At 67.9% G+C, this 17,489-nt stretch carries 17 protein-coding genes; 6 read left to right on the top strand and 11 right to left on the bottom strand.

All coding sequences use genetic code 11. The features are described 5' to 3' along the window. Window positions 1-3 precede the first annotated feature (3 nt). The 8 genes from WFQ67_RS26980 to WFQ67_RS26945 form a co-directional block, all read right to left on the bottom strand. Window positions 4-954 carry a Vgb family protein gene (locus WFQ67_RS26980; RefSeq protein WP_213628095.1) on the bottom strand — a complete coding sequence of 317 codons (951 nt, stop codon included), beginning with the start codon at window positions 952-954 and terminating at the stop codon, window positions 4-6. A 77-nt stretch (window positions 955-1,031) separates the two neighbouring features. Further along, on the bottom strand, window positions 1,032-1,196 hold the full coding sequence (locus tag WFQ67_RS26975) for a hypothetical protein (RefSeq protein WP_213628097.1): 165 nt from the start codon (window positions 1,194-1,196) through the stop codon (window positions 1,032-1,034). Continuing rightward, window positions 1,193-2,314, bottom strand: coding sequence for a PepSY-associated TM helix domain-containing protein (locus WFQ67_RS26970; RefSeq protein ID WP_213628099.1), 1,122 nt, complete (start codon window positions 2,312-2,314; stop codon window positions 1,193-1,195). Before WFQ67_RS26970 ends, WFQ67_RS26975 begins: the two co-directional genes overlap by 4 nt. Before the next feature lie 67 nt (window positions 2,315-2,381). After that, entirely contained in the window at window positions 2,382-4,823 is a 2,442-nt protein-coding gene (locus WFQ67_RS26965) for a TonB-dependent siderophore receptor (RefSeq protein WP_213628101.1), read from the bottom strand. Between the two features lie 155 nt (window positions 4,824-4,978). Further along, window positions 4,979-5,929 (bottom strand): FecR family protein, encoded by a 951-nt coding sequence (locus tag WFQ67_RS26960; protein WP_337058692.1) that lies wholly within the window; start codon window positions 5,927-5,929, stop codon window positions 4,979-4,981. Further along, window positions 5,926-6,444 (bottom strand): RNA polymerase sigma factor, encoded by a 519-nt coding sequence (locus tag WFQ67_RS26955; RefSeq protein WP_337058691.1) that lies wholly within the window; start codon window positions 6,442-6,444, stop codon window positions 5,926-5,928. Before WFQ67_RS26955 ends, WFQ67_RS26960 begins: the two co-directional genes overlap by 4 nt. 128 nt (window positions 6,445-6,572) lie before the next feature. Then, the gene (locus WFQ67_RS26950) at window positions 6,573-7,283 is read right to left on the bottom strand and encodes a 3'-5' exonuclease (protein WP_337058690.1); all 711 of its coding nucleotides are present in this window, start codon (window positions 7,281-7,283) and stop codon (window positions 6,573-6,575) included. Beyond that, on the bottom strand, window positions 7,280-9,214 hold the full coding sequence (locus WFQ67_RS26945; RefSeq protein ID WP_337058689.1) for a putative nucleotidyltransferase substrate binding domain-containing protein: 1,935 nt from the start codon (window positions 9,212-9,214) through the stop codon (window positions 7,280-7,282). The genes WFQ67_RS26950 and WFQ67_RS26945 overlap by 4 nt, the downstream gene beginning before the upstream one ends. A gap of 294 nt (window positions 9,215-9,508) precedes the next feature. On the opposite strand from WFQ67_RS26945, the gene WFQ67_RS26940 reads away from it, so the two are divergent. From WFQ67_RS26940 to WFQ67_RS26925, 4 genes are all read left to right on the top strand, one after another. Beyond that, on the top strand, window positions 9,509-10,012 hold the full coding sequence (locus WFQ67_RS26940; protein ID WP_213628114.1) for a response regulator: 504 nt from the start codon (window positions 9,509-9,511) through the stop codon (window positions 10,010-10,012). Between the two features lie 171 nt (window positions 10,013-10,183). Further along, the gene (locus WFQ67_RS26935; protein ID WP_213628115.1) at window positions 10,184-10,615 is read left to right on the top strand and encodes a PaaI family thioesterase; all 432 of its coding nucleotides are present in this window, start codon (window positions 10,184-10,186) and stop codon (window positions 10,613-10,615) included. Continuing rightward, entirely contained in the window at window positions 10,615-11,022 is a 408-nt protein-coding gene (locus WFQ67_RS26930; RefSeq protein WP_337058688.1) for a PaaI family thioesterase, read from the top strand. The genes WFQ67_RS26935 and WFQ67_RS26930 overlap by 1 nt, the downstream gene beginning before the upstream one ends. A gap of 63 nt (window positions 11,023-11,085) precedes the next feature. Then, entirely contained in the window at window positions 11,086-11,652 is a 567-nt protein-coding gene (locus WFQ67_RS26925) for a TetR/AcrR family transcriptional regulator (protein ID WP_337058687.1), read from the top strand. 64 nt (window positions 11,653-11,716) lie between these two features. Here WFQ67_RS26925 and WFQ67_RS26920 read toward each other — a convergent pair whose 3' ends face one another. Then, on the bottom strand, window positions 11,717-13,894 hold the full coding sequence (locus WFQ67_RS26920; RefSeq protein ID WP_213628118.1) for a malate synthase G: 2,178 nt from the start codon (window positions 13,892-13,894) through the stop codon (window positions 11,717-11,719). 314 nt (window positions 13,895-14,208) lie between these two features. On the opposite strand from WFQ67_RS26920, the gene WFQ67_RS26915 reads away from it, so the two are divergent. Next, a complete protein-coding gene (locus WFQ67_RS26915) occupies window positions 14,209-14,655 on the top strand; it encodes a GNAT family N-acetyltransferase (RefSeq protein ID WP_263152314.1) in 447 nt (148 codons plus the stop codon). A 29-nt stretch (window positions 14,656-14,684) separates the two neighbouring features. Further along, a complete protein-coding gene (locus tag WFQ67_RS26910) occupies window positions 14,685-15,206 on the top strand; it encodes a glycine cleavage system protein R (protein WP_173177527.1) in 522 nt (173 codons plus the stop codon). Window positions 15,207-15,419: 213 nt separating this feature from the next. On the opposite strand, the gene rarD is transcribed toward WFQ67_RS26910, so the two are convergent. Together rarD and WFQ67_RS26900 are read right to left on the bottom strand one after the other, a co-directional pair. Next, on the bottom strand, window positions 15,420-16,310 hold the full coding sequence (gene rarD, locus WFQ67_RS26905; RefSeq protein WP_213628119.1) for an EamA family transporter RarD: 891 nt from the start codon (window positions 16,308-16,310) through the stop codon (window positions 15,420-15,422). A 161-nt stretch (window positions 16,311-16,471) separates the two neighbouring features. Then, complete coding sequence (locus WFQ67_RS26900; protein WP_173177537.1) at window positions 16,472-17,446, bottom strand: serine/threonine protein kinase; 975 nt, start codon at window positions 17,444-17,446, stop codon at window positions 16,472-16,474. Window positions 17,447-17,489 lie beyond the last annotated feature (43 nt).

Below are 17,489 nucleotides of genomic sequence, written 5' to 3'. Positions count from 1 at the left end.
TGCTCAATCCCTGATCATCACCAGCCGGTCGAGGCCCGATTCCGCGCCCCAGACTTCGCCGATGCGCCCGGAGAGCTGCAGCACCCGGGCGTTGGCCTGGTCGCTGGGGAAGGCCGTGAAGCGCTGGCTGAAGGGGTTGAAGCGGAGGATGGCATTGCTGGCGAAGTCGCTGATCCAGATGCGGTCCTGCTCGTCGACGAACATGGCGTGGGCATCGGCCTTGTCGCCGGGCAGGGCCCAGCTGTTCCAGGCGTTGGCCAGGGGGTCGTAGCGGCTGAGCTTGCCACTGCCGCTTTCGCTGACCCAGAGGGTGCCCTTCGAATCGCTCCAGATGCGTTGCGGGCCCTGCTGCGCCTCGGGCGAGGCGATCACCTCGGCGTGCCCGGAGGCGGCGTCGATGCGGGCGATGTGCTTGCCGTCGAGGCTGGCGTACCAGATCTCGCCATTGGGCGTGGTGGTGATGCCGTAGGGCCCGGCGCCACCGGGGGCGGGCCAGACCTTGATGTCGCCGTTCTTCGGGTCCAGGCGCCCGTAGAAGCCGTTCTGCCCGGTGAACCAGAGCATCCCGGCCCGATCGAAGGTGGCGCTGTTGAGGCCGGCGTTGGCGGCGTTGCCCGGCAGCGGGTAGTGCTTGGTGGCGAGACGGTCCGGGTCGACCTTCACCAGGGCATTGAGCCCGGCGTCGGTGACCCAGGCCGCGCCGTCCTGGCCGACCACCACGCCGCGCGGGCTGGAGCCGGCGCCGAGGGCGACCTGCAGGCTCTGCCCGGTCATGGGGTCGAGCAGCCCGAGCAGGCCGAGCTTCTGCGCGGTGTACCAGACACGGCCATCGGTGGCCGGCGCCACGTCGCGCGGGCCGCTGCCCGGCGGCAGGGGGAAGTACTTCACCTCGGCGGCGAGCGCTGTCGTGCTGAGCAGGGCGGCGAACAGGGCCGCTACGGCGATGCGGAGCATGGTGACCTCCAGATCTGGGACACAGACGTATGGACGCCGTCACGCTCCAAGGGTTCGCCGCGAATTTCCCCGGTGGCTCAGCGCCGCAGCAGCAAGGGACGGATGCCGAGGATGGCGGGGATGCCCAGGCCGACCCAGGCCAGGGCATCCCAGATGCCGTCGCCGAGCAGGGCGCCCACCAGGCCGGTGGCGGTCAGCGCGGCCAGCAGCGCGGGCACGGCGAAGATGCGCATCAGGTTCATGCCGTGGTCTCCCGCCGGCGCGCCGGGACGCGGCGGCGCACCCACCACAGGTAGAGCCCGCTGCCGAGCACGATGATGGTCAGCACGTCCAGGGTCGCCCACAGCAGTTGCATGGGCCGGCCGCCGTAGTCGCCGAAGTGCAGCGGCTGGGACATGGCCAGGGCGTCCATGTACCAGGGGCGCTCGCCGACGGCCGTCACCTCCAGGGTGCGCGCGTCGATCAGCACCGGCGTCCACAGGTGCGAGGTGAGGTGGCTGCTGCCTTTCATGAACACCGAGTAGTGGTGCTCGCTGGAGAAGCGCGTGCCGGGGAAGGCGATGAAGTCCGCCGCCATGCCCGGCGTCGCCTTCGCGGCGATCTCCAGCAGGCGCGTGGCCGGGGCGCGGTCGGTGAGTGGCGGGGCGTCGCGGTAGGGCTCGACCATGGCGGCCAGGCTCTCGTTGCGCCAGGCGGCGATCACCAGGTCGGCGCAGGCGCTGATCACCCCGGTGACGCCCACCACCAGGGCCCAGGTGAGGGTGACGATGCCGATCAGGTTGTGCAGGTCCAGCCAGCGGGTACGGGAGGAACGGTCGCGGCGCACGGTGCCGAACTCCAGGCGACGCATGAAGGGCGCGTAGAGCACCACGCCGGAGACGATCGCCACCACGAACAGCAGGCCCATGAAGGCCAGCAGCAGCTTGCCCGGCAGCCCGGCGAACAGGTCCACGTGCAGGCGCAGCAGGGTCATCATGAAGCCGCCGTTGGCCGAAGGCATGGCCACCGGCTCGCCGCTGCGGGCGTCGAGCATGAAGGTGTGGGAGGCGTTGGGCTCGGTGCCGGCGGTGGCAGCGGTGATGGCCACCACGCCGTTGGGCTCGTCGTCCTCCCAGCCCAGGTACTGCACCACCTCGCCGGAGCGGTGGGCCTCGGCGGCCTGCACCAGCTGCTGCAGGTCGAGGCGCGGCGCATCCGCCGGCATCTCGCGCAGCACCGGGGCGTCGCCCAGCAGGTGGTCGATCTCGTGGTGGAAGATCAGCGGCAGGCCGGTCAGCGCCAGGAGCAGCAGGAAGGCCGTCGAGATCAGGCTGGTCCAGGTGTGGACGAAGGACCAGCGGCGGAGGGTGGTGGTTTTCATGATCCGTCCGGAAGCCCGAGGCCACCCAGCGGGCGGCCTCGGTGGTGCGTGGTTTGCGGAGAAGGGGTCACCACCGGTAGGTGGCCCTGGCGACGACGCTGCGCTCGTCACCGTAGTAGCAGTAGTAGCCGTCGCAGGTGGAGAGGTAGTCCTTGTCCAGCAGGTTGGTGGCGTTGAGCGCCAGCGACGCGCCGTTCAGGCTGCTGTCCAGGCGCCCGAGGTCGTAGTGCACGGCGGCATCGAACACGGTGTAGGACTTGGCGAAGCCGAGCTCGCTGTTGGCCTGGTCGCCGAAGGTGTTGCCGGTGTAGCGGGCGCCGGCGGCGATCCCGAAGCCGTCGAACACGCCGCTGTGCCAGGTGTAGTCGGCCCACAGCGAGGCCTGGCGGTTAGGCATCAGTTGCAGGCGCTTGCCCTTGTACTCGCCGTCCTGCACTTCGGATTTCGCCTGGGTGTAGGAGGCGATCAGCTTCAGGCTGTCGGTGACGTTGCCCACGGCTTCCAGCTCCAGGCCCTTGACCTTCACTTCGCCGTCCTGGCTGGTGACCGGCGTGCCGTTGATGCGGTTGGTGACCGAGACGTTCTGCTGCGTCAGGTCGTAGACGGCGGCGCTCAGCAGGATGTCGCTGCCGGGCGGCTGGTACTTCACACCCAGTTCCCACTGCTTGCCTTCGGTGGGCTTGAACGAGTCGGTCGGCGAGGCGGTGGCGTTGCTGGTGGGCTGGAAGGACTCGGCGTACGACAGGTAAGGCGTGAAGCCGGAGTCGAACACGTAGCTGAGGGCGGCGTTGCCGCTGAAGGCCTTGTCGCGCTCGGTGTTGGTGGCGTCGCCCTGGTTGAGGAAGGTGGTGCCGGTGTGCACCCAGTCCTCGCGACCGCCGAGGGTCAGGCGCCATTGGTCGAGGGCCATCTGGTCCTGGACGTAGAGGCCGGTCTGGATGGTCTTCTGGTTGTAGTCGTAGAACGCCAGGGAGCGCGGCGGACGGACGATCGGCTGGCCATATACGGGGTTGTTGACGTTGATGTCCGGCGGGGCGTAGCCGTTGAAGGCGGTGCCGAAGACCGACATGTAGTCGGTCTCGATGCGCTGGTGATCAAGGCCGAGCAGCAGGGTGTGATCGATGCCGCCGGTGGCGAAGTCGGCCTGGAAATTGTTGTCCACCGCGAACTGGCTGATGTCCTCATCGGTGTTGGTGCTGTTGCGACCGACGTTGCCATTGGCGTCGACCACATAGCCGAAACCGGCGAGCGACGGGATGTAGCTGTTGACGGTCACGGTCTGGAACGACAGCTCGGACTTGGTGTAGCGCAGGTTCTGGCGGAACTGCCAGACGTCGTTGAAGCGATGCTCGAAGGCGTAGCCCAGCGCGTAGTAGGTGCGGTCGTAGAAGTCGTAGTCCGGATCGCCCAGGTTCTTGTGGTGGGAGATCTTGCCGAACGGCATGTCGATCTTGGTGCCCTGGATCGGCCGGAACTGGCTGGTGGTGCCGGTATCGTCGCGGGTGAACTGCGAGAGCAGGGTCAGCGTGGTGTCGGGGTCGATATTCCAGGTCAGGCTGGGGGCGAGGTTGTAGCGCTTGTTGTCGACGTGGTCGATCTGCGTGCCGCTGTCGCGCACCACACCGCTCAGGCCGTAGAGGAACTGGCCCTGGTCATCGATCTGGCCGGTGCTGGCGAAGTTGATCTGGCGATGGTTGTCGCTGCCGTACTGCACCTCGATCTCATGGCGGGTCTCGGCGCTCGGGCGACGGCTGACCATGTCCAGCAGGCCGCCGGGTGGGGTCTGGCCGTACACGGAGGAGGCCGGGCCACGCAGCAGGGCCAGGCGGTCCAGGTTCCAGGTTTCCGGCTTCGGGTTGGCGTACACGCCACGGGGCAGCGGCAGGCCGTCGAGGAAGTGGGTCGGCTCGAAGCCGCGTACGCGCATCCAGTCGTAGCGGGTGTCGCTGCCGAAGCTGCTGGAGACGATGCCCGGCATGTACTTCACCGCGTCGTCGAGGCTGTGGACGCTGCGGTCCTGCATCTGCTCGCGGGTGGCCACGGAGATCGAGCGCGGGGTCTCGGCCAGGGCGGTGTCGGTCTTGGTGCCGGCGGCGGTGCGCTGGGCCAGGTAGCCGGTGGCGCCGCCCCAGGCGCTTTCGCCGACGCTGGCGGCATCGATGTTGGTTGCCGGCAGGGCCATGCCCGTTGCAGCCACGGGCTCCAGGCTGAAGGTGCCCGCCGGGCTCCTGACCAGTTGCAGGCCGCTGCCGTTGAGGGCGGCAGCGAGCGCGGCGACCGGCGAATACTCGCCCTGCACCGGTTGTGCTGTCTTGCCGGCTGTCAGGCTCGGGTCGATGCTCAGGACGATGCCCGCTTCGCTGGCGATGCGGCTGAGGGTGCTGGCCAGGGGCGCGGCGGGCAGCTTGTACTGCTGGGTGTCGGCGCTGGCCTGGGCGGACAGGCTGCCCAGGAGGATCGCGGCGGCGAGCAGGCCGGGGCGGAAACCGGGGCGGAAGGCGAAGGTCATTGCGAACGGCTCCTGTTAGGAAATAAGTCTCAATGACCTGTTGCCGGATCAGGATGGAAAAGTGATAGGGGCACCGCGAAATTTTTTTGAACGTCTGCCGGATGCCGGTTCTCCCGGGCTCAAACCCGGGCTAGCTGGGGGCGCTGGATGAGGCGCTAATGGTTGGCGGGCACCACGCGGGTCCACCAGCTGGTATGGCGTTCGATACGCACGGGCAGGCTGGGGGGCAGGGCGTCTAGGGCGAGATCGCTGTCATTGAGGGGGAAGCTGCCGCTGATGCGCAGGTCGGCGACTTCCGGGGCGACGCCCAGGTAGCCGCTGCGGTACTCGCCCAGGCGTTCCAGCAGGTCGGCCAGGCGCGCGTTCTCCACCACCAGCATGCCGCGCACCCAGGCGTCGGCGCCGACCGGCGCGTTCTGGCTGGCGTCCAGGCGGGTGCTGCTCATCAGCACCTGCTGGCCTTCCTCGATGATGCGCTCTTCATCGGCCCGCGCCGGGTGGGCGGCGACGGCCGACTGCAGGACGATCAGGCGCGTGCCGTCCTTCTCGGCGCGCACCAGGAAGCGCGTGCCGAGGGCGCGCAGGTCGCCGTCCCCGGTGCCGACCACGAAGGGGCGCGGGTCACCGTGTGCGGTCTCGACGAGGATCTCTCCGCGGCGCAGGTGGATGCGGCGCTGGGCCGGGTCGAACTCGATGTCCAGGGCGCTGCGGCTGTTGAGGCGCACATGGCTGCGGTCGGGCAGCAGCAGGTCGCGTTGTTCGCCGCTGGCGGTGACTTCGTCGGCCAGCCAGTCGCTCAATGGGCGCTGCGGGTTGGCCAGGCCCAGGGCGAGGGCACCGACCAGGACCAGGCCGAGCAGGCTGGCGCTGCGGCGCATGCGGCGCGGGGAGCGCAGCAGGGCGCGGCGGGCCGGGGCATTGCCGGCGGCGACGAACTGCTGGTCCAGGCCGGCCAGTTGCGCCCAGGCGCGGGCGTGTTCTGCATTGGCGGCGTGCCAGTGGAGGAACTCCGCCTGCTCGCCCGCGCTGGCTTCACCGGAGCCCAGGCAGAGTTGCCAGTGGATGGCTTCGTCGAGGACCTGCGAGGAGACCGGGGCGCGATTCACGTCGGTTCACCGTAGAGGGCGATGTAGCACTGGCGCAGGCCCTGGGCGAGGTACTGGCGCACGCGAGGCACGGAAACGCCCAGGCGCTCGGCGATCTCGGCGTGGCCGAGGCCGTCGACGCGGTTGTGGAGGAAGGCGGCGCGCGCCTTGCTGGAGAGCGTGCCCAGTAGGCGGTCGATCTCGCGCAGGGATTCGAGGATCAGCGCCTGTTCCTCCAGGCCCGGCTGCACGGCTTCGGGGACCCGGGCCAGTTCCTCGAGGTAGGCCCGTTCCAGGGTGCTGCGGCGGAAATGGTCCACCAGCAGGCCACGGGCGATGGTGGTGAGCAGCGCGCGGGGTTCGCGCACCTGGTGCAGGTCGGCTTTGCCGAGGATGCGCACGAAGGCGTCCTGGCTGAGGTCTTCCGCCCGATGGGGGCAGCTCAGGCTGCGGCGCAGCCAGCCGAGCAGCCAGTCGCGATGGTCGCGATAGAGCGCGCCCGCCAGCTCATGGTTCGTGGTTTCCCCAAGCGACACTGCAACCTCCGCCGCGCGAAGCAGGCTGGTAGGAAATGGAGCGAGAATGATTCGCAATTATGCCGATGCTGGCACCCGGCCGCAATCGCAGGCCGTCGGCTGGCGACGACCGTTCGCGTGGCGCTGGCTCAGAGACCCGGTTGTTGCTGGCGACGCTGCCTGCGGGTGAGGGCGGCGGCGAGGGCGGCGGGGCTGTCGAGGCCCTGCTGGCGGGCGCGGCTGAAGAGGATCAGGGCCATCTCGGCGGTGGCCAGGGCATCGGCGCTGGCGTGGTGGCGTTGCTGAACCTGCAGGCCGAAGTGCTCGGCCCATGGGTCCAGCCCGCCGTTGCGGATGCCGGCGTCGGGGCACAGCAGCGGGGCCAGTTCGGCGACGTCGAGGAAGGGATGCTGCAGGCGATGGTCGAGGTCGCGCTTGAGGGCGCGGGTGAGCATGCGCTGGTCGAAGGGGGCGTGGAAGGCCAGCAGCGGGCTGTCGCCCAGGTATTCCATGAAGGCCAGCAGGGCTTCGGCGGGCTCCACGCCTCCGGCCGATTCGCTGGGGGCGATGCCGTGGATGAGCACGCTGGGGCTGACCCGTCCGGTTTCGCGGTGCAGGGTGGCCTCGAACTGGTGGCCGAGGTCGATGGCGCCGTTTTCGATGCTCACCGCGCCGATGGACAGCACCAGGTCGCGGCTCATGTTCAGCCCGCTGGTTTCCAGGTCGAGCACCACGAAGCGCTGTTCGCGCAGCGGCCGGTCATCCAGGCCGAGCGGGGCGGCCAGGGCGTCGCGGCGGCGTTGCTGGGCCTCGCTGAGCTGTGGGCGATGGCGGCGGGTGAGCCAGGCGAGGGCGTTCATAGCTGGTAGCGCAGCGCGAGGCTGGCCTGCAGGCGCTGGGCCTGGCGGAAGGATTCGCGGAGGATACGCCGGTCCAGGTGGTTGAGGCTGTCCGGGTCGAGGCGGTTGGTGAAGGGCAGCCCTTGCCGGGCCTGTTGCTGGTGCTGCTGCATGCGGGTCTGCTGGATGAAATGGTAGGCCTCCTCGAAGGCAGCGCCGTCCTGGGCGTCGATCACCTCATGTGCCACCAGTTGGCGCAGGCGTTCGAGGGTGTTGCAGGCGTCGACGCCGTGGGCGAGGGCCAGCAGGCGGGCGCCGTCGACGAAGGGGGTGAGGCCCTGGACCTTGAGGTCGAGGGTGTCCTTCTCGGCGCCCTTGCGGGCCACCACGAAGTCACGGAAGCGGCCCACGGGCGGGCGCTGGCGCAAGGCGTTCTCGGCCATCAGGCGTTGGAACAGACGGTTGTCGGCGACCTGCGCGAGCACCTGGCGGCGCAGTTGCTCGCAGCCCTCGCGATCGCCCCAGACGGTGCGCAGGTCGAAGTAGATGCTCGAGCCCAGCAGGCTCTCCGGCGTAGCCTCGCGGATGAAGCCGGCGAAGCGGCGACTCCATTCCTGGCGCGACAGGCACAACTCGGGGTTGCCGGCCATGATGCGTCCGCGGCACAGCTCGAAGCCGCATCGGGCCAGGTCCTGGTTGATGCGCTCGGCCAGCGGCAGCAGGCGCCCGCGGATGGCGGCGGCCTCGGCGGCGTCGCGGGCCTCGAAGAGGATGCCGTTGTCCTGGTCGGTGTGCAGCGTCTGCTCGCGGCGCCCTTCGCTGCCGAAGCACAGCCAGGTGAAGGGTACGCCCGGGTCGCCCTGTTCTTCGATGGCGAGCTCGATCACCCGGCACACGGTGTGGTCGTTGAGCAGGGTGATGATGTGGGTGATCTGCGTGGAGCTGGCGCCGTGGGCGAGCATGCTGTCCACCAGGCGCTGGATGTCGCTGCGCAGGGCGGCGAGGGTCTCGACTCGGCCGGCATGGCGGATGGTGCGGGCCAGGTGCACCAGGTCGACGCGCTGCAGGGAGAACAGGTCGCGCTCGGAGACCACGCCGCGCAGGCGACCGTCCTCCACCACGCAGACATGGGCGATGTGGCGCTCGGTCATGGCGATGGCGGCATCGAAGGCGCTGGCATCCGGCGGCAGGTGGAAGGGCTGCTGGGTCATCAGCCCGGCGATGCTCTGGCCGAGGTCGGCGCAGGCGTCGGCGATCACCCGACGCAGGTCGCGCAGGGTGAAGATGCCCTGGGGCCGCTGCTGCTCGTCGACGATGACGATGCTGCCCACCTGGTTCTCGTGCATCAGCCGCACGGCATCGCGCAGGGGCATGTGCGGCGGGCAGGCGATGGGCTGGCGCACGGCGAGATCGATGAGGCGGGTGTCGAGCGAGTACTGGGCACCGAGGGTTTCCACCGCGCGCAGCTGCACCTGCTGGTTGACCTGGTCGAGCAGGCTGCTGACGCCGCGCAGGGCGAAGTCGCGGAACGGGCCGGAGATGGCGAACAGGCGCACGAAGGCGGGCTTGGCAAGGAGCAGGCAGAAGGTGTCTTCGCCGGCCAGGTGCTCGGTGCGGGTGGCGCGCTCGCCGAGCAGGGCGGCGAGGGGGAAGCATTCGCCGCCGGCGATCTCGAAGGTGGTCTCGGTGCCGCGCTTGGCCGAATGCGGGCGTTCGCCGACCACACGGCCCTGCTTGACGATGTAGAAGTGTTCGACCGGCCCGTCGCTGGGCTTGATGATGGATTCCCCGCGCCCGTAGAAGCGCAGCAGGCAGTTTTCCACCAGGTAGGCCAGGTGGGCGCTTTCCATCTGGTTGAAGGGTGGGAATTTCTGCAGGAACTCCATGGTGCCATGGACGTTCTGCATCACCGCCTGCTTGCCCGCCTGGGCGAAGGCGTCCGTCGTGCTCATGCTCTGTTTTCCACGGCGCTCTTGTTGTGGGTGCATGGTCGATGGCCGGGACGGCGCTGCACATTGGACGTAAGTATAGAGCGAGCTCGAACCCATTCCCGGCGCGGGTTGTCGGGGTGAGTTCCGCCTGGGAGGAGGAATTGCCGCCGCCCCCATTGTGCTGGTCAATTTTTGCACCGTTCGGCGGCGAAACGGGAACTCTTATGATTTTCCGCTATCACACACGCGTGATGCCGCGCACTCTGACTTTGCGCGGAGCAGCGTGCCTGCAATGGCCGCTACGAGGTGGAGCCCATGAATTACGGTGACTTGCTGAGCCAAGAGGAGATGAAGGCCCTGGATGAACTGGTGCGCGTGCCGAACGCCCAGCCCAGTGTGCTGCTGGTGGACGATGATGAAGCTGCCCGCGACTCCCTGGCCGATCGCCTGACCGCTCACGGCATCAGTTGCATCACTGCAGAAAGCGGCGAGCAGGCCTTGGCTCTGCTGCTGGCGCGGCCCTCCATCGACCTGCTGGTGACCGAACTGCACATGCAGTGTGGCAGTGGCCTGGAGCTGGTCCGCCAGGTGCGCCAGTCGGCGCGGGCGAGCCTGCCGGTGATCATCACCTCGGGTGATGCGGACGTTCAGGACGCCATCGAGGCCATGCACATGAAGGTGGTGGATTTCCTTCTCAAACCCGTGGATATCACCCGCCTGGTTACGTTGGTGCGCAACGAGCTGGGTACGCCGCCGAGCAAGCCTCCGGTGAGGGCGAGGCAAGCAAAGGCCGAAGTCCTGACGCTGAAAAGCGCCTGAAGCCGCCGCAAGGCGGTTTTTTCTTTTCTCCATTTACCCATCGATCCGCTGGCTGGCCCGGCATTCGCCGGCCTGATACGGGCTGCCGGCTGCTTGTAGCCGATCGATTTGTGATCAGAATAGTTAGACCGGTCTATATAAAAGCCGGCCACTTTTTCAGGAGGAAGCGTCATGAACCACGATCCGCGTTTGCAGGAACGACTCGAAGCGGTGATCCGCGCTACCCCGTTCGCCGCGCTGATGGGGGCGCGCGTCAACGCCATTGGCGCGGGCGCTGTCGAGCTGGAGGTCGAGGTGAAGCCGGAGGTGATGCACCAGCATCATGGCTTCGTACATGGGGCGGTGGTCGGCTTCATGGCCGACAGCGCCTGCGCCTGGGCGGCGGCCTCGGTGGCGGGGGATGTGGTGACCTCGGAGTACACGCTCAACCTGCTGGCGCCGGCGGTGGGCGAGCGCCTGGTGGCCCGGGGGCGGGTGCTGAAGGCGTCGAGCCGGACGCTGGCGACCTTCGCCGAGGTCTTCGCGATCAAGAACGGCGAGGAGAAGCTGGTGGCGGTGGCCCTGGCCACGGTGGCCAAGGTCGGCGGCGAGGGGGCGCGCTGATGGAGAGCGAAGTGCCTGACGGCTACGGGCCGCTGTTTCGCGCCAGCCCATTCCTCGATCTGCTGGGCCCGCTGTATTGCCGTCGCGACGAGAGTGGCGGCCTGATGATCGCAGTACATATCGGGGAGCAGCACTGCAACCTGCGGGGCACGGCCCATGGTGGGCTGCTCTGCACCCTGGCGGATGTGGCGCTGGGCTATTCCACGGCCTTCTCCCAGGACCCGCCCCTGGCGATGGCGACGGTGAACCTGAGCCTGGATTTCTGCGGCGCCGCTCGGCTCGGGGACCTGGTGGAAGTCCGCACGACGATCCACAAGGTGGGCCAGCGCCTGGCATTCGCCAGTGCGGACCTGCGCTGCGGGGAACACGCCGTGGCCCGCGGCAGCGCCGTGTTTCATATTCCCTGAGGCTCGGGCATGCTTTGCGCGCGCCGGGGGACCGGCGCGCGTCACTGCCCTGGAGAGGTTCTCTTGCCGAAGAAATCCAACGCCGCCGATCGCGTCGTCCGCGCCACAGCTTCACTGCTGGCGAGCAAGGGCTATTTCGGAACGGCCCTGGGCGACATCATCGCCCGCTCGGAGACGCCCAAGGGCTCGCTCTACCACTACTTCCCCGATGGCAAGCCGGAGATCGTCGGCGCCGCCATCGATTTCGTCTCCACCGAAGTGCGTGCGCATCTCGAGCAGGCCGCGAACCGGGCGCCCCATGCGCGCAACGCGCTGCTGGGCTTCACCGCGACGCTGCGCGGTTGGCTGGAGGCCTCGGACTACGCCGAGTCCTGCCCGATCTTCGCCACCACCTTGAGCATCGACGATGAGCTCGATGGTGTTCACCGGCGCTGTGGCGCCGCGCTGGGCGGCTGGCATGGCGTTTTCGAACAGGCACTGCTCGCCGACGGGCTTGCCGCCGCAGTGGCCGAACGCCGTGCCTGGCTGCTGATCGCCGCGCTGGAAGGGGCGCTGGGCGTGGCCCGGGTGCAGCGCTCGCTGCGGCCGCTGGCGCTGATCGAGGCGGAACTGCTGCCGCTGCTGCCCTGATCGCTAGGCTTTCTTAAGGCATGAAAAAACCGCCCCGAGGGGCGGTTTTTTCATGGAGCGGGGCTTACAGGCCGTTCTTCGCCTTGAACTCGCGGCGACGACGGTGCAGGACCGGCTCGGTGTAGCCGTTGGGCTGCTTGGTGCCTTCGACCACCAGTTCGACGGCGGCCTGGAAGGCCACGTTGTCGTCGAAGTTGGGGGCCAGCGGGCGGTACAGCGGGTCGTTGGCGTTCTGGCGGTCGACCACCGGGGCCATGCGCTTGAGGCTGGCGAGGATCTGCTCCTCGGTCACCACCTTGTGGCGCAGCCAGTTGGCCAGCAGCTGGCTGGAGATGCGCAGGGTGGCACGGTCTTCCATCAGGCCGACGTCGTTGATGTCCGGCACCTTGGAGCAGCCGACGCCCTGGTCGATCCAGCGCACCACGTAGCCGAGGATGCCCTGGGCGTTGTTGTCCAGTTCGTTCTGGATCTCGTCGGCGCTCCAGTTGGTGTTCGGCGCCAGCGGGATGGTCAGGATGTCGTCCACCGAAGCCGGCGCGCGCTTGGCCAGCTCGGCCTGGCGGGCGAACACGTCGACCTTGTGGTAGTGCAGCGCGTGCAGGGTGGCGGCGGTCGGCGACGGAACCCAGGCGGTGTTGGCGCCGGCCAGCGGGTGGCCGATCTTCTGCTCGAGCATGCCGGCCATCAGGTCGGGCATGGCCCACATGCCCTTGCCGATCTGGGCGCGGCCCTGCAGGCCGGTGGCCAGGCCGATGTCGACGTTGTTGTTCTCGTAGGCGCCGATCCACTTCTCGCTCTTCATGGCGGCCTTGCGCACGACGGCGCCGGCTTCCATGGAGGTGTGGATTTCGTCACCGGTGCGGTCGAGGAAACCTGTGTTGATGAACACCACGCGCTCGCTGGCGGCCTTGATGCACGCCTTGAGGTTGATGGTGGTGCGGCGCTCCTCGTCCATGATGCCGACCTTGAGGGTGTTGCGCGGCATGCCGAGCACATCCTCTACGCGACCGAAGATCTCGGTGGTGAAGGCGACTTCTTCCGGGCCATGCATCTTCGGCTTGACGATGTAGACCGAGCCGGTGCGGGTGTTCTTGCGGCTGGTGTTGCCGTTGAGGTTGTGCAGGGCGATCAGGCTGGTGAACAGCGCGTCCTGGATGCCTTCCGGGATCTCGTTGCCGGCGGCGTCGAGGATGGCCGGGTTGGTCATCAGGTGACCGACGTTGCGCACGAACAGCAGGCTGCGGCCGTGCAGGGTCAGCTCGGAACCGTCGGGCCTGGTGTAGACGCGGTCGGGGTTCATGGTGCGGGTGAAGGTCTCGCCGCCCTTGGACACGCTCTCGGCCAGGTCGCCTTTCATCAGGCCCAGCCAGTTGCGGTAGACCACGGTCTTGTCGTCGGCATCGACGGCGGCGACGGAGTCCTCGCAGTCCATGATGGTGGTCAGGGCGGCTTCCATCAGCACGTCCTTGACGCCTGCGGCATCGGTCTTGCCGATGGGGCTGTTCGGGTCGATCTGGATCTCGAAGTGCAGGCCGTTGTGCTTGAGCAGCAGGGCTTGCGGGGCCGCGGCATCACCCTGGAAGGCGATGAACTGGGCGGTGTCCTTGAGGCCGGTCTCGGTGCCGTCCTTCAGGGTCACGGCGAAGGCGCCGTCCTTGATGGCGTAGGCGGTGGCGTCGACATGGGAGCCGTCGTGCAGCGGGGCGGCTTCGTCGAGGAAGGCGCGGGCGAAGGCGATGACCTTGTCACCGCGGACCTTGTTGTAGCCCTTGCCCTTCTCGGCGCCGTTCTCTTCGCTGATCACGTCGGTGCCGTAGAGCGCGTCGTACAGCGAGCCCCAGCGGGCGTTGGCGGCGTTCAGGGCGAAGCGGGCGTTCATCACCGGCACCACCAGCTGCGGGCCGGCCATGCGGGCGATCTCTTCGTCGACGTTGGCGGTGGTGGCCTGGAAGTCGGCCGGCTCGGGGAGCAGGTAGCCGATTTCCTGCAGGAAGGCCTTGTAGGCCACGGCATCGTGGGCCTGGCCGGCGCGGGCCTGGTGCCAGGCGTCGATCTGCGCCTGGAGTTCGTCGCGCTTGGCGAGCAGGGCTTTGTTCTTGGGCGCCAGGTCATTGATGACCGCTTCGGCGCCGGCCCAGAACTTCTCGGCGCTGATGCCGGTTCCGGGGATGGCTTCGTTGTTCACGAAGTCGAACAGGACTCTGGCGACCTGCAGGCCACCGACTTGAACGCGCTCAGTCATTGCTTGCCTCACTCTGCTCAATATCCGCTGCGGACCGTGCTCCAGTGCTTGTAGTCCGAGCCGCGGCATACTACATGAAGCCGTCGTAAAAATCATGGGCGTGCGTCGCTATGCGACCAGAAAACGCCTTGCAGTCACGGCGGGGGCAGAATGTTCTCAAGAAACAGGTGGATTGTTCCAGAAAAATCTTAAAAACGTACACGATTAATGAAAAATCGTGTCTGCGACCCAGTGCCGCAGCCTGGAAACGCATATTCCGGGACTACCTTCAGCTCTTTTCTATACTGCCCACACTACAAAAAATGGAGTTTCCCATGGCCGTGCATGCCGTAACCGCTGCCGATATCGATGAACTGGCCGAGCTCTTTTCCGGCTACCTGGATTTCTATGAAGTACCGCGGCCGCTGGGCGAGGTGCGCGATTTCCTCGGCGACCGCCTGGCGCGTGGCGACTCGGTGCTGTTCATCGCGCGTAGCCTGGAAGGCAGGGCGCAGGGCTTCGTGCAGCTCTATCCCTTCATCTCGTCCCTGGCCCTGGCGCCCGCCTGGCTGCTCAGCGACCTCTACGTCGCCCCGCATGCCCGCCGCCAGGGCGTGGGCGAAGACCTGATGAACGCCGCTCGCGCCCACGGCGAGGCCACCGGCGCCTGTGGCCTGCAGCTGGAGACGGCGAAGACCAACCTGGCCGGCCAGGCGCTCTACGAGCGCCTTGGCTATGTGCGCGACCAGGTGTACCTGACCTACTGGCTGAGCCTCGCCTGAGGCGGCCCACTGAAGAGAAGGAGTCGAGCGTGGACCATCTGGTATTGACGGTGATCGCCCCGGACCAGCCCGGGCTGGTGGAACGAGTCGCCCAGTGCATCGCCGCCCATGGCGGCAACTGGCTGGAAAGCCGCATGTCGCGCATGGCCGGGCAGTTCGCCGGCATCCTGCGGGTGGCGGTGCCGGCGGAGGGGTATGACGAGCTGGTGGAAGGGCTGCAAGGCCTGGCGGCCCATGGCATCCGCGTGATGCTGGCGGAGAGCGGCATCGAGCCGTCCTGCACCTGGAAGCCGATCCTCCTGGACCTGGTGGGCAACGACCGCCCCGGCATCGTCCGCGATATCACCCGCTTGCTCTCGGAGCAGGGGGTGAACGTGGAGAGCCTGGTCACCGAGGTGAAGCCGGCACCCATGAGCAGCGAGCCGCTGTTCCATGCCGAGGCGGTGCTGGCGGTGCCGCTGACCCTGTCCCTCGATGTGCTGCAGAAGCGGCTGGAGGCGCTCGCCGACGACCTGATGGTTGAGCTGGACCTGCAATCGCAGGCGTCGTGACGGCTATCCCCGGAAAACCTGGGCAAGCCTGTGGATAACCTGGGGAGCGCCGGCGCTGGAGCAGGGCCTGCGCGGCCCGGGGCGTTCTGGCTGAAAAACGAGCGGATTCAGCGGCTTGTGCACAAAGCACGGGGACGGAGCTGTGGATAAGCTCTGGAGCGTCGGCTGCAGGCCAGGCGTGGCGCTGCCTGCAGCCGATCGTACGTTTTCTGCTCAGCCGATGTTGCGGCGCAGGGTGATCCAGGCGTCGACGCTGTAGACCGCAAGGCCGGCCCAGATGAAGCAGAACGCCAGGAGCTTGCTCGGATCGAAGTGCTCGTCGAAGAGGAAGATCGCCTGCAGCATCACCAGGGTCGGCGCCAGGTACTGGAGGAAGCCCAGCGTGGTGTAGGGCAGGTGGCGGGCGGCGGCGTTGAAGCACACCAGCGGCACCAGGGTGATGGGGCCGGCGGCGATCAGCCAGAAGGCCTCGGAGGTGCCCCAGAAGGCCGCCTGGCTGGTCTGGGCCGCCGGGTGCAGGACCAGCCAGCCCAGCGCCAGGGGCAGCAGCAGCCAGGTTTCCACCACCAGGCCGGGCAGGGCGGCGACCGGTGCCTGCTTGCGGATCAGCCCATAGAAGCCGAAGGTCAGCGCCAGGGTCAGGGACACCCAGGGCAGGCTGCCCACCTGCCAGATCTGTTGTGCCACGCCGACCGCCGCCAGGGCCACCGCGATCCATTGCAGGCGGCGCAGGCGTTCGCCGAGCAGGAGCATGCCCAGCAACACGTTCACCAGCGGGTTGATGTAGTAGCCGAGGCTGGCTTCGAGCATGCGCCCGTTGTTCACCGCCCAGACATAGACCAGCCAGTTGGAGGCGATCAGTACGCCGCTGGCGGCGAGGATGCCGAAGCGCCTGGGGTTCTCGCGCAGTTCGCGCAGCCAGCCGGGGTGCTTCCAGACCAGCAGCAGGAGGGCGCCGAACAGGGCGGACCAGATGGCGCGATGGACGATGATCTCCAGCGCCGGGACGGCCTGGATGGCTTTGAAGTAGATGGGGAAGAGGCCCCAGATGATGTAGGCGGTCAGGCCGAGGATGTACCCGCGACGCGGGTTGGCGGTGGCCATGTAAGGTCCTTGCTTAGGTCGCTAACGAAAGGTCCGACATTCTAGAGGCCGCCCGGCCGACTTGTCTGTCTGCCCAGGATCTTCCCGCATGGCCCGGGCCATTCCGGCGTAAGGATTACGTTACGCCGGACTTCCTGGGCCCCTGCCGCATCGTCCGCGTGTCAGAACAGGCGCAGCGGCTCCTCGTCCATCGCCGCCAGTTGCTCGCGCAGGATCAGCACCTGGTCGCCCCAGTAACGCTCGCTGCCGAACCAGGGGAAGCTCATGGGGAAGGCGGGATCGTCCCAGCGCCGCGCCAGCCAGGCGCTGTAGTGCATCAGGCGCAGGGCGCGCAGGGCTTCGATCAGCGGCAGTTCGCGCGGGTCGAAGTCGTGGAACTCCTGGTAGCCGTCCACCAGTTCGGAGAGCTGCGTCAGGCGCTCGTGGCGCTCGCCGGCGAGCATCATCCACAGGTCCTGCACCGCCGGGCCCATGCGGCAGTCGTCGAGGTCGACCATGTGGAAGGTCTCGTCGCGGCACAGGAGGTTGCCGGGGTGGCAGTCGCCGTGCAGGCGGATGGCGGTGTAGCGCACTTCGCCGAAGCGCTGGTCGAGGCGCTTGAGCAGGTCGCGGGCCACCGACTCGTAGGCCGGGAGCAGGCTCCTGGGGATGAAGCCGCCCTCCAGCAGGGTGTGCAGCGAGTCATGGCCGAACGCCTGGACGGTCTGGGTTTCGCGGTGCTCGAAGGGGCGCACGGCACCGACCGCGTGCAGGCGGCCGAGCAACTGGCCGAGGCGGTAGAGCTGGTCCATGTTGCCGGGCTCGGGCGCGCGGCCGCCGCGGCGGGGGAACAGGGCGAAGCGGAAGCCGGCGTGTTCGAACAGGGTTTCGCCGTCGCGGGACAGGGGCGCGACCACCGGCACTTCGTGCTCGGCGAGCTCGGCGCTGAAGGCGTGCTCCTCGCGGATCGCGGCGTCGGTCCAGCGCTGCGGCCGGTAGAACTTGGCGATAAGCGGCTGTTCGTCTTCGATGCCGACCTGGTAGACGCGGTTCTCGTAGCTGTTGAGGGCCAGCACGCGGGCGTCGCTGAGGTAGCCCAGGCCCTCCACGGCGTCGAGCACGAGATCGGGCGTCAGTTCGGCGAAGGGATGGGACATGGGCGACTCCGGTGGTTGGGCGGCAAGTCTAGCGCCTATGGCA

This window comes from Pseudomonas sp. USHLN015 (assembly GCF_037153275.1).
Classification (GTDB): Bacteria; Pseudomonadota; Gammaproteobacteria; order Pseudomonadales; family Pseudomonadaceae; genus Metapseudomonas; species Metapseudomonas tohonis.
Note: the sequence above shows the minus strand (reverse complement) of the source record. Positions and strands in the feature narration are given on the sequence as shown.

What these genes read in the sequence shown, in the direction of transcription:
- WFQ67_RS26980 (WP_213628095.1), bottom strand. Translation starts at nt 954, where the DNA reads ATGCTCCGCATCGCCGTAGCGGCCCTGTTCGCCGCCCTGCTCAGCACG.
- WFQ67_RS26975 (WP_213628097.1), bottom strand. Translation starts at nt 1,196, where the DNA reads ATGAACCTGATGCGCATCTTCGCCGTGCCCGCGCTGCTGGCCGCGCTG.
- WFQ67_RS26970 (WP_213628099.1), bottom strand. Translation starts at nt 2,314, where the DNA reads ATGAAAACCACCACCCTCCGCCGCTGGTCCTTCGTCCACACCTGGACC.
- WFQ67_RS26965 (WP_213628101.1), bottom strand. Translation starts at nt 4,823, where the DNA reads ATGACCTTCGCCTTCCGCCCCGGTTTCCGCCCCGGCCTGCTCGCCGCC.
- WFQ67_RS26950 (WP_337058690.1), bottom strand. Translation starts at nt 7,283, where the DNA reads ATGAACGCCCTCGCCTGGCTCACCCGCCGCCATCGCCCACAGCTCAGC.
- WFQ67_RS26945 (WP_337058689.1), bottom strand. Translation starts at nt 9,214, where the DNA reads ATGAGCACGACGGACGCCTTCGCCCAGGCGGGCAAGCAGGCGGTGATG.
- WFQ67_RS26940 (WP_213628114.1), top strand. Translation starts at nt 9,509, where the DNA reads ATGAATTACGGTGACTTGCTGAGCCAAGAGGAGATGAAGGCCCTGGAT.
- WFQ67_RS26935 (WP_213628115.1), top strand. Translation starts at nt 10,184, where the DNA reads ATGAACCACGATCCGCGTTTGCAGGAACGACTCGAAGCGGTGATCCGC.
- WFQ67_RS26930 (WP_337058688.1), top strand. Translation starts at nt 10,615, where the DNA reads ATGGAGAGCGAAGTGCCTGACGGCTACGGGCCGCTGTTTCGCGCCAGC.
- WFQ67_RS26920 (WP_213628118.1), bottom strand. Translation starts at nt 13,894, where the DNA reads ATGACTGAGCGCGTTCAAGTCGGTGGCCTGCAGGTCGCCAGAGTCCTG.
- WFQ67_RS26915 (WP_263152314.1), top strand. Translation starts at nt 14,209, where the DNA reads ATGGCCGTGCATGCCGTAACCGCTGCCGATATCGATGAACTGGCCGAG.
- rarD (WP_213628119.1), bottom strand. Translation starts at nt 16,310, where the DNA reads ATGGCCACCGCCAACCCGCGTCGCGGGTACATCCTCGGCCTGACCGCC.
- WFQ67_RS26900 (WP_173177537.1), bottom strand. Translation starts at nt 17,446, where the DNA reads ATGTCCCATCCCTTCGCCGAACTGACGCCCGATCTCGTGCTCGACGCC.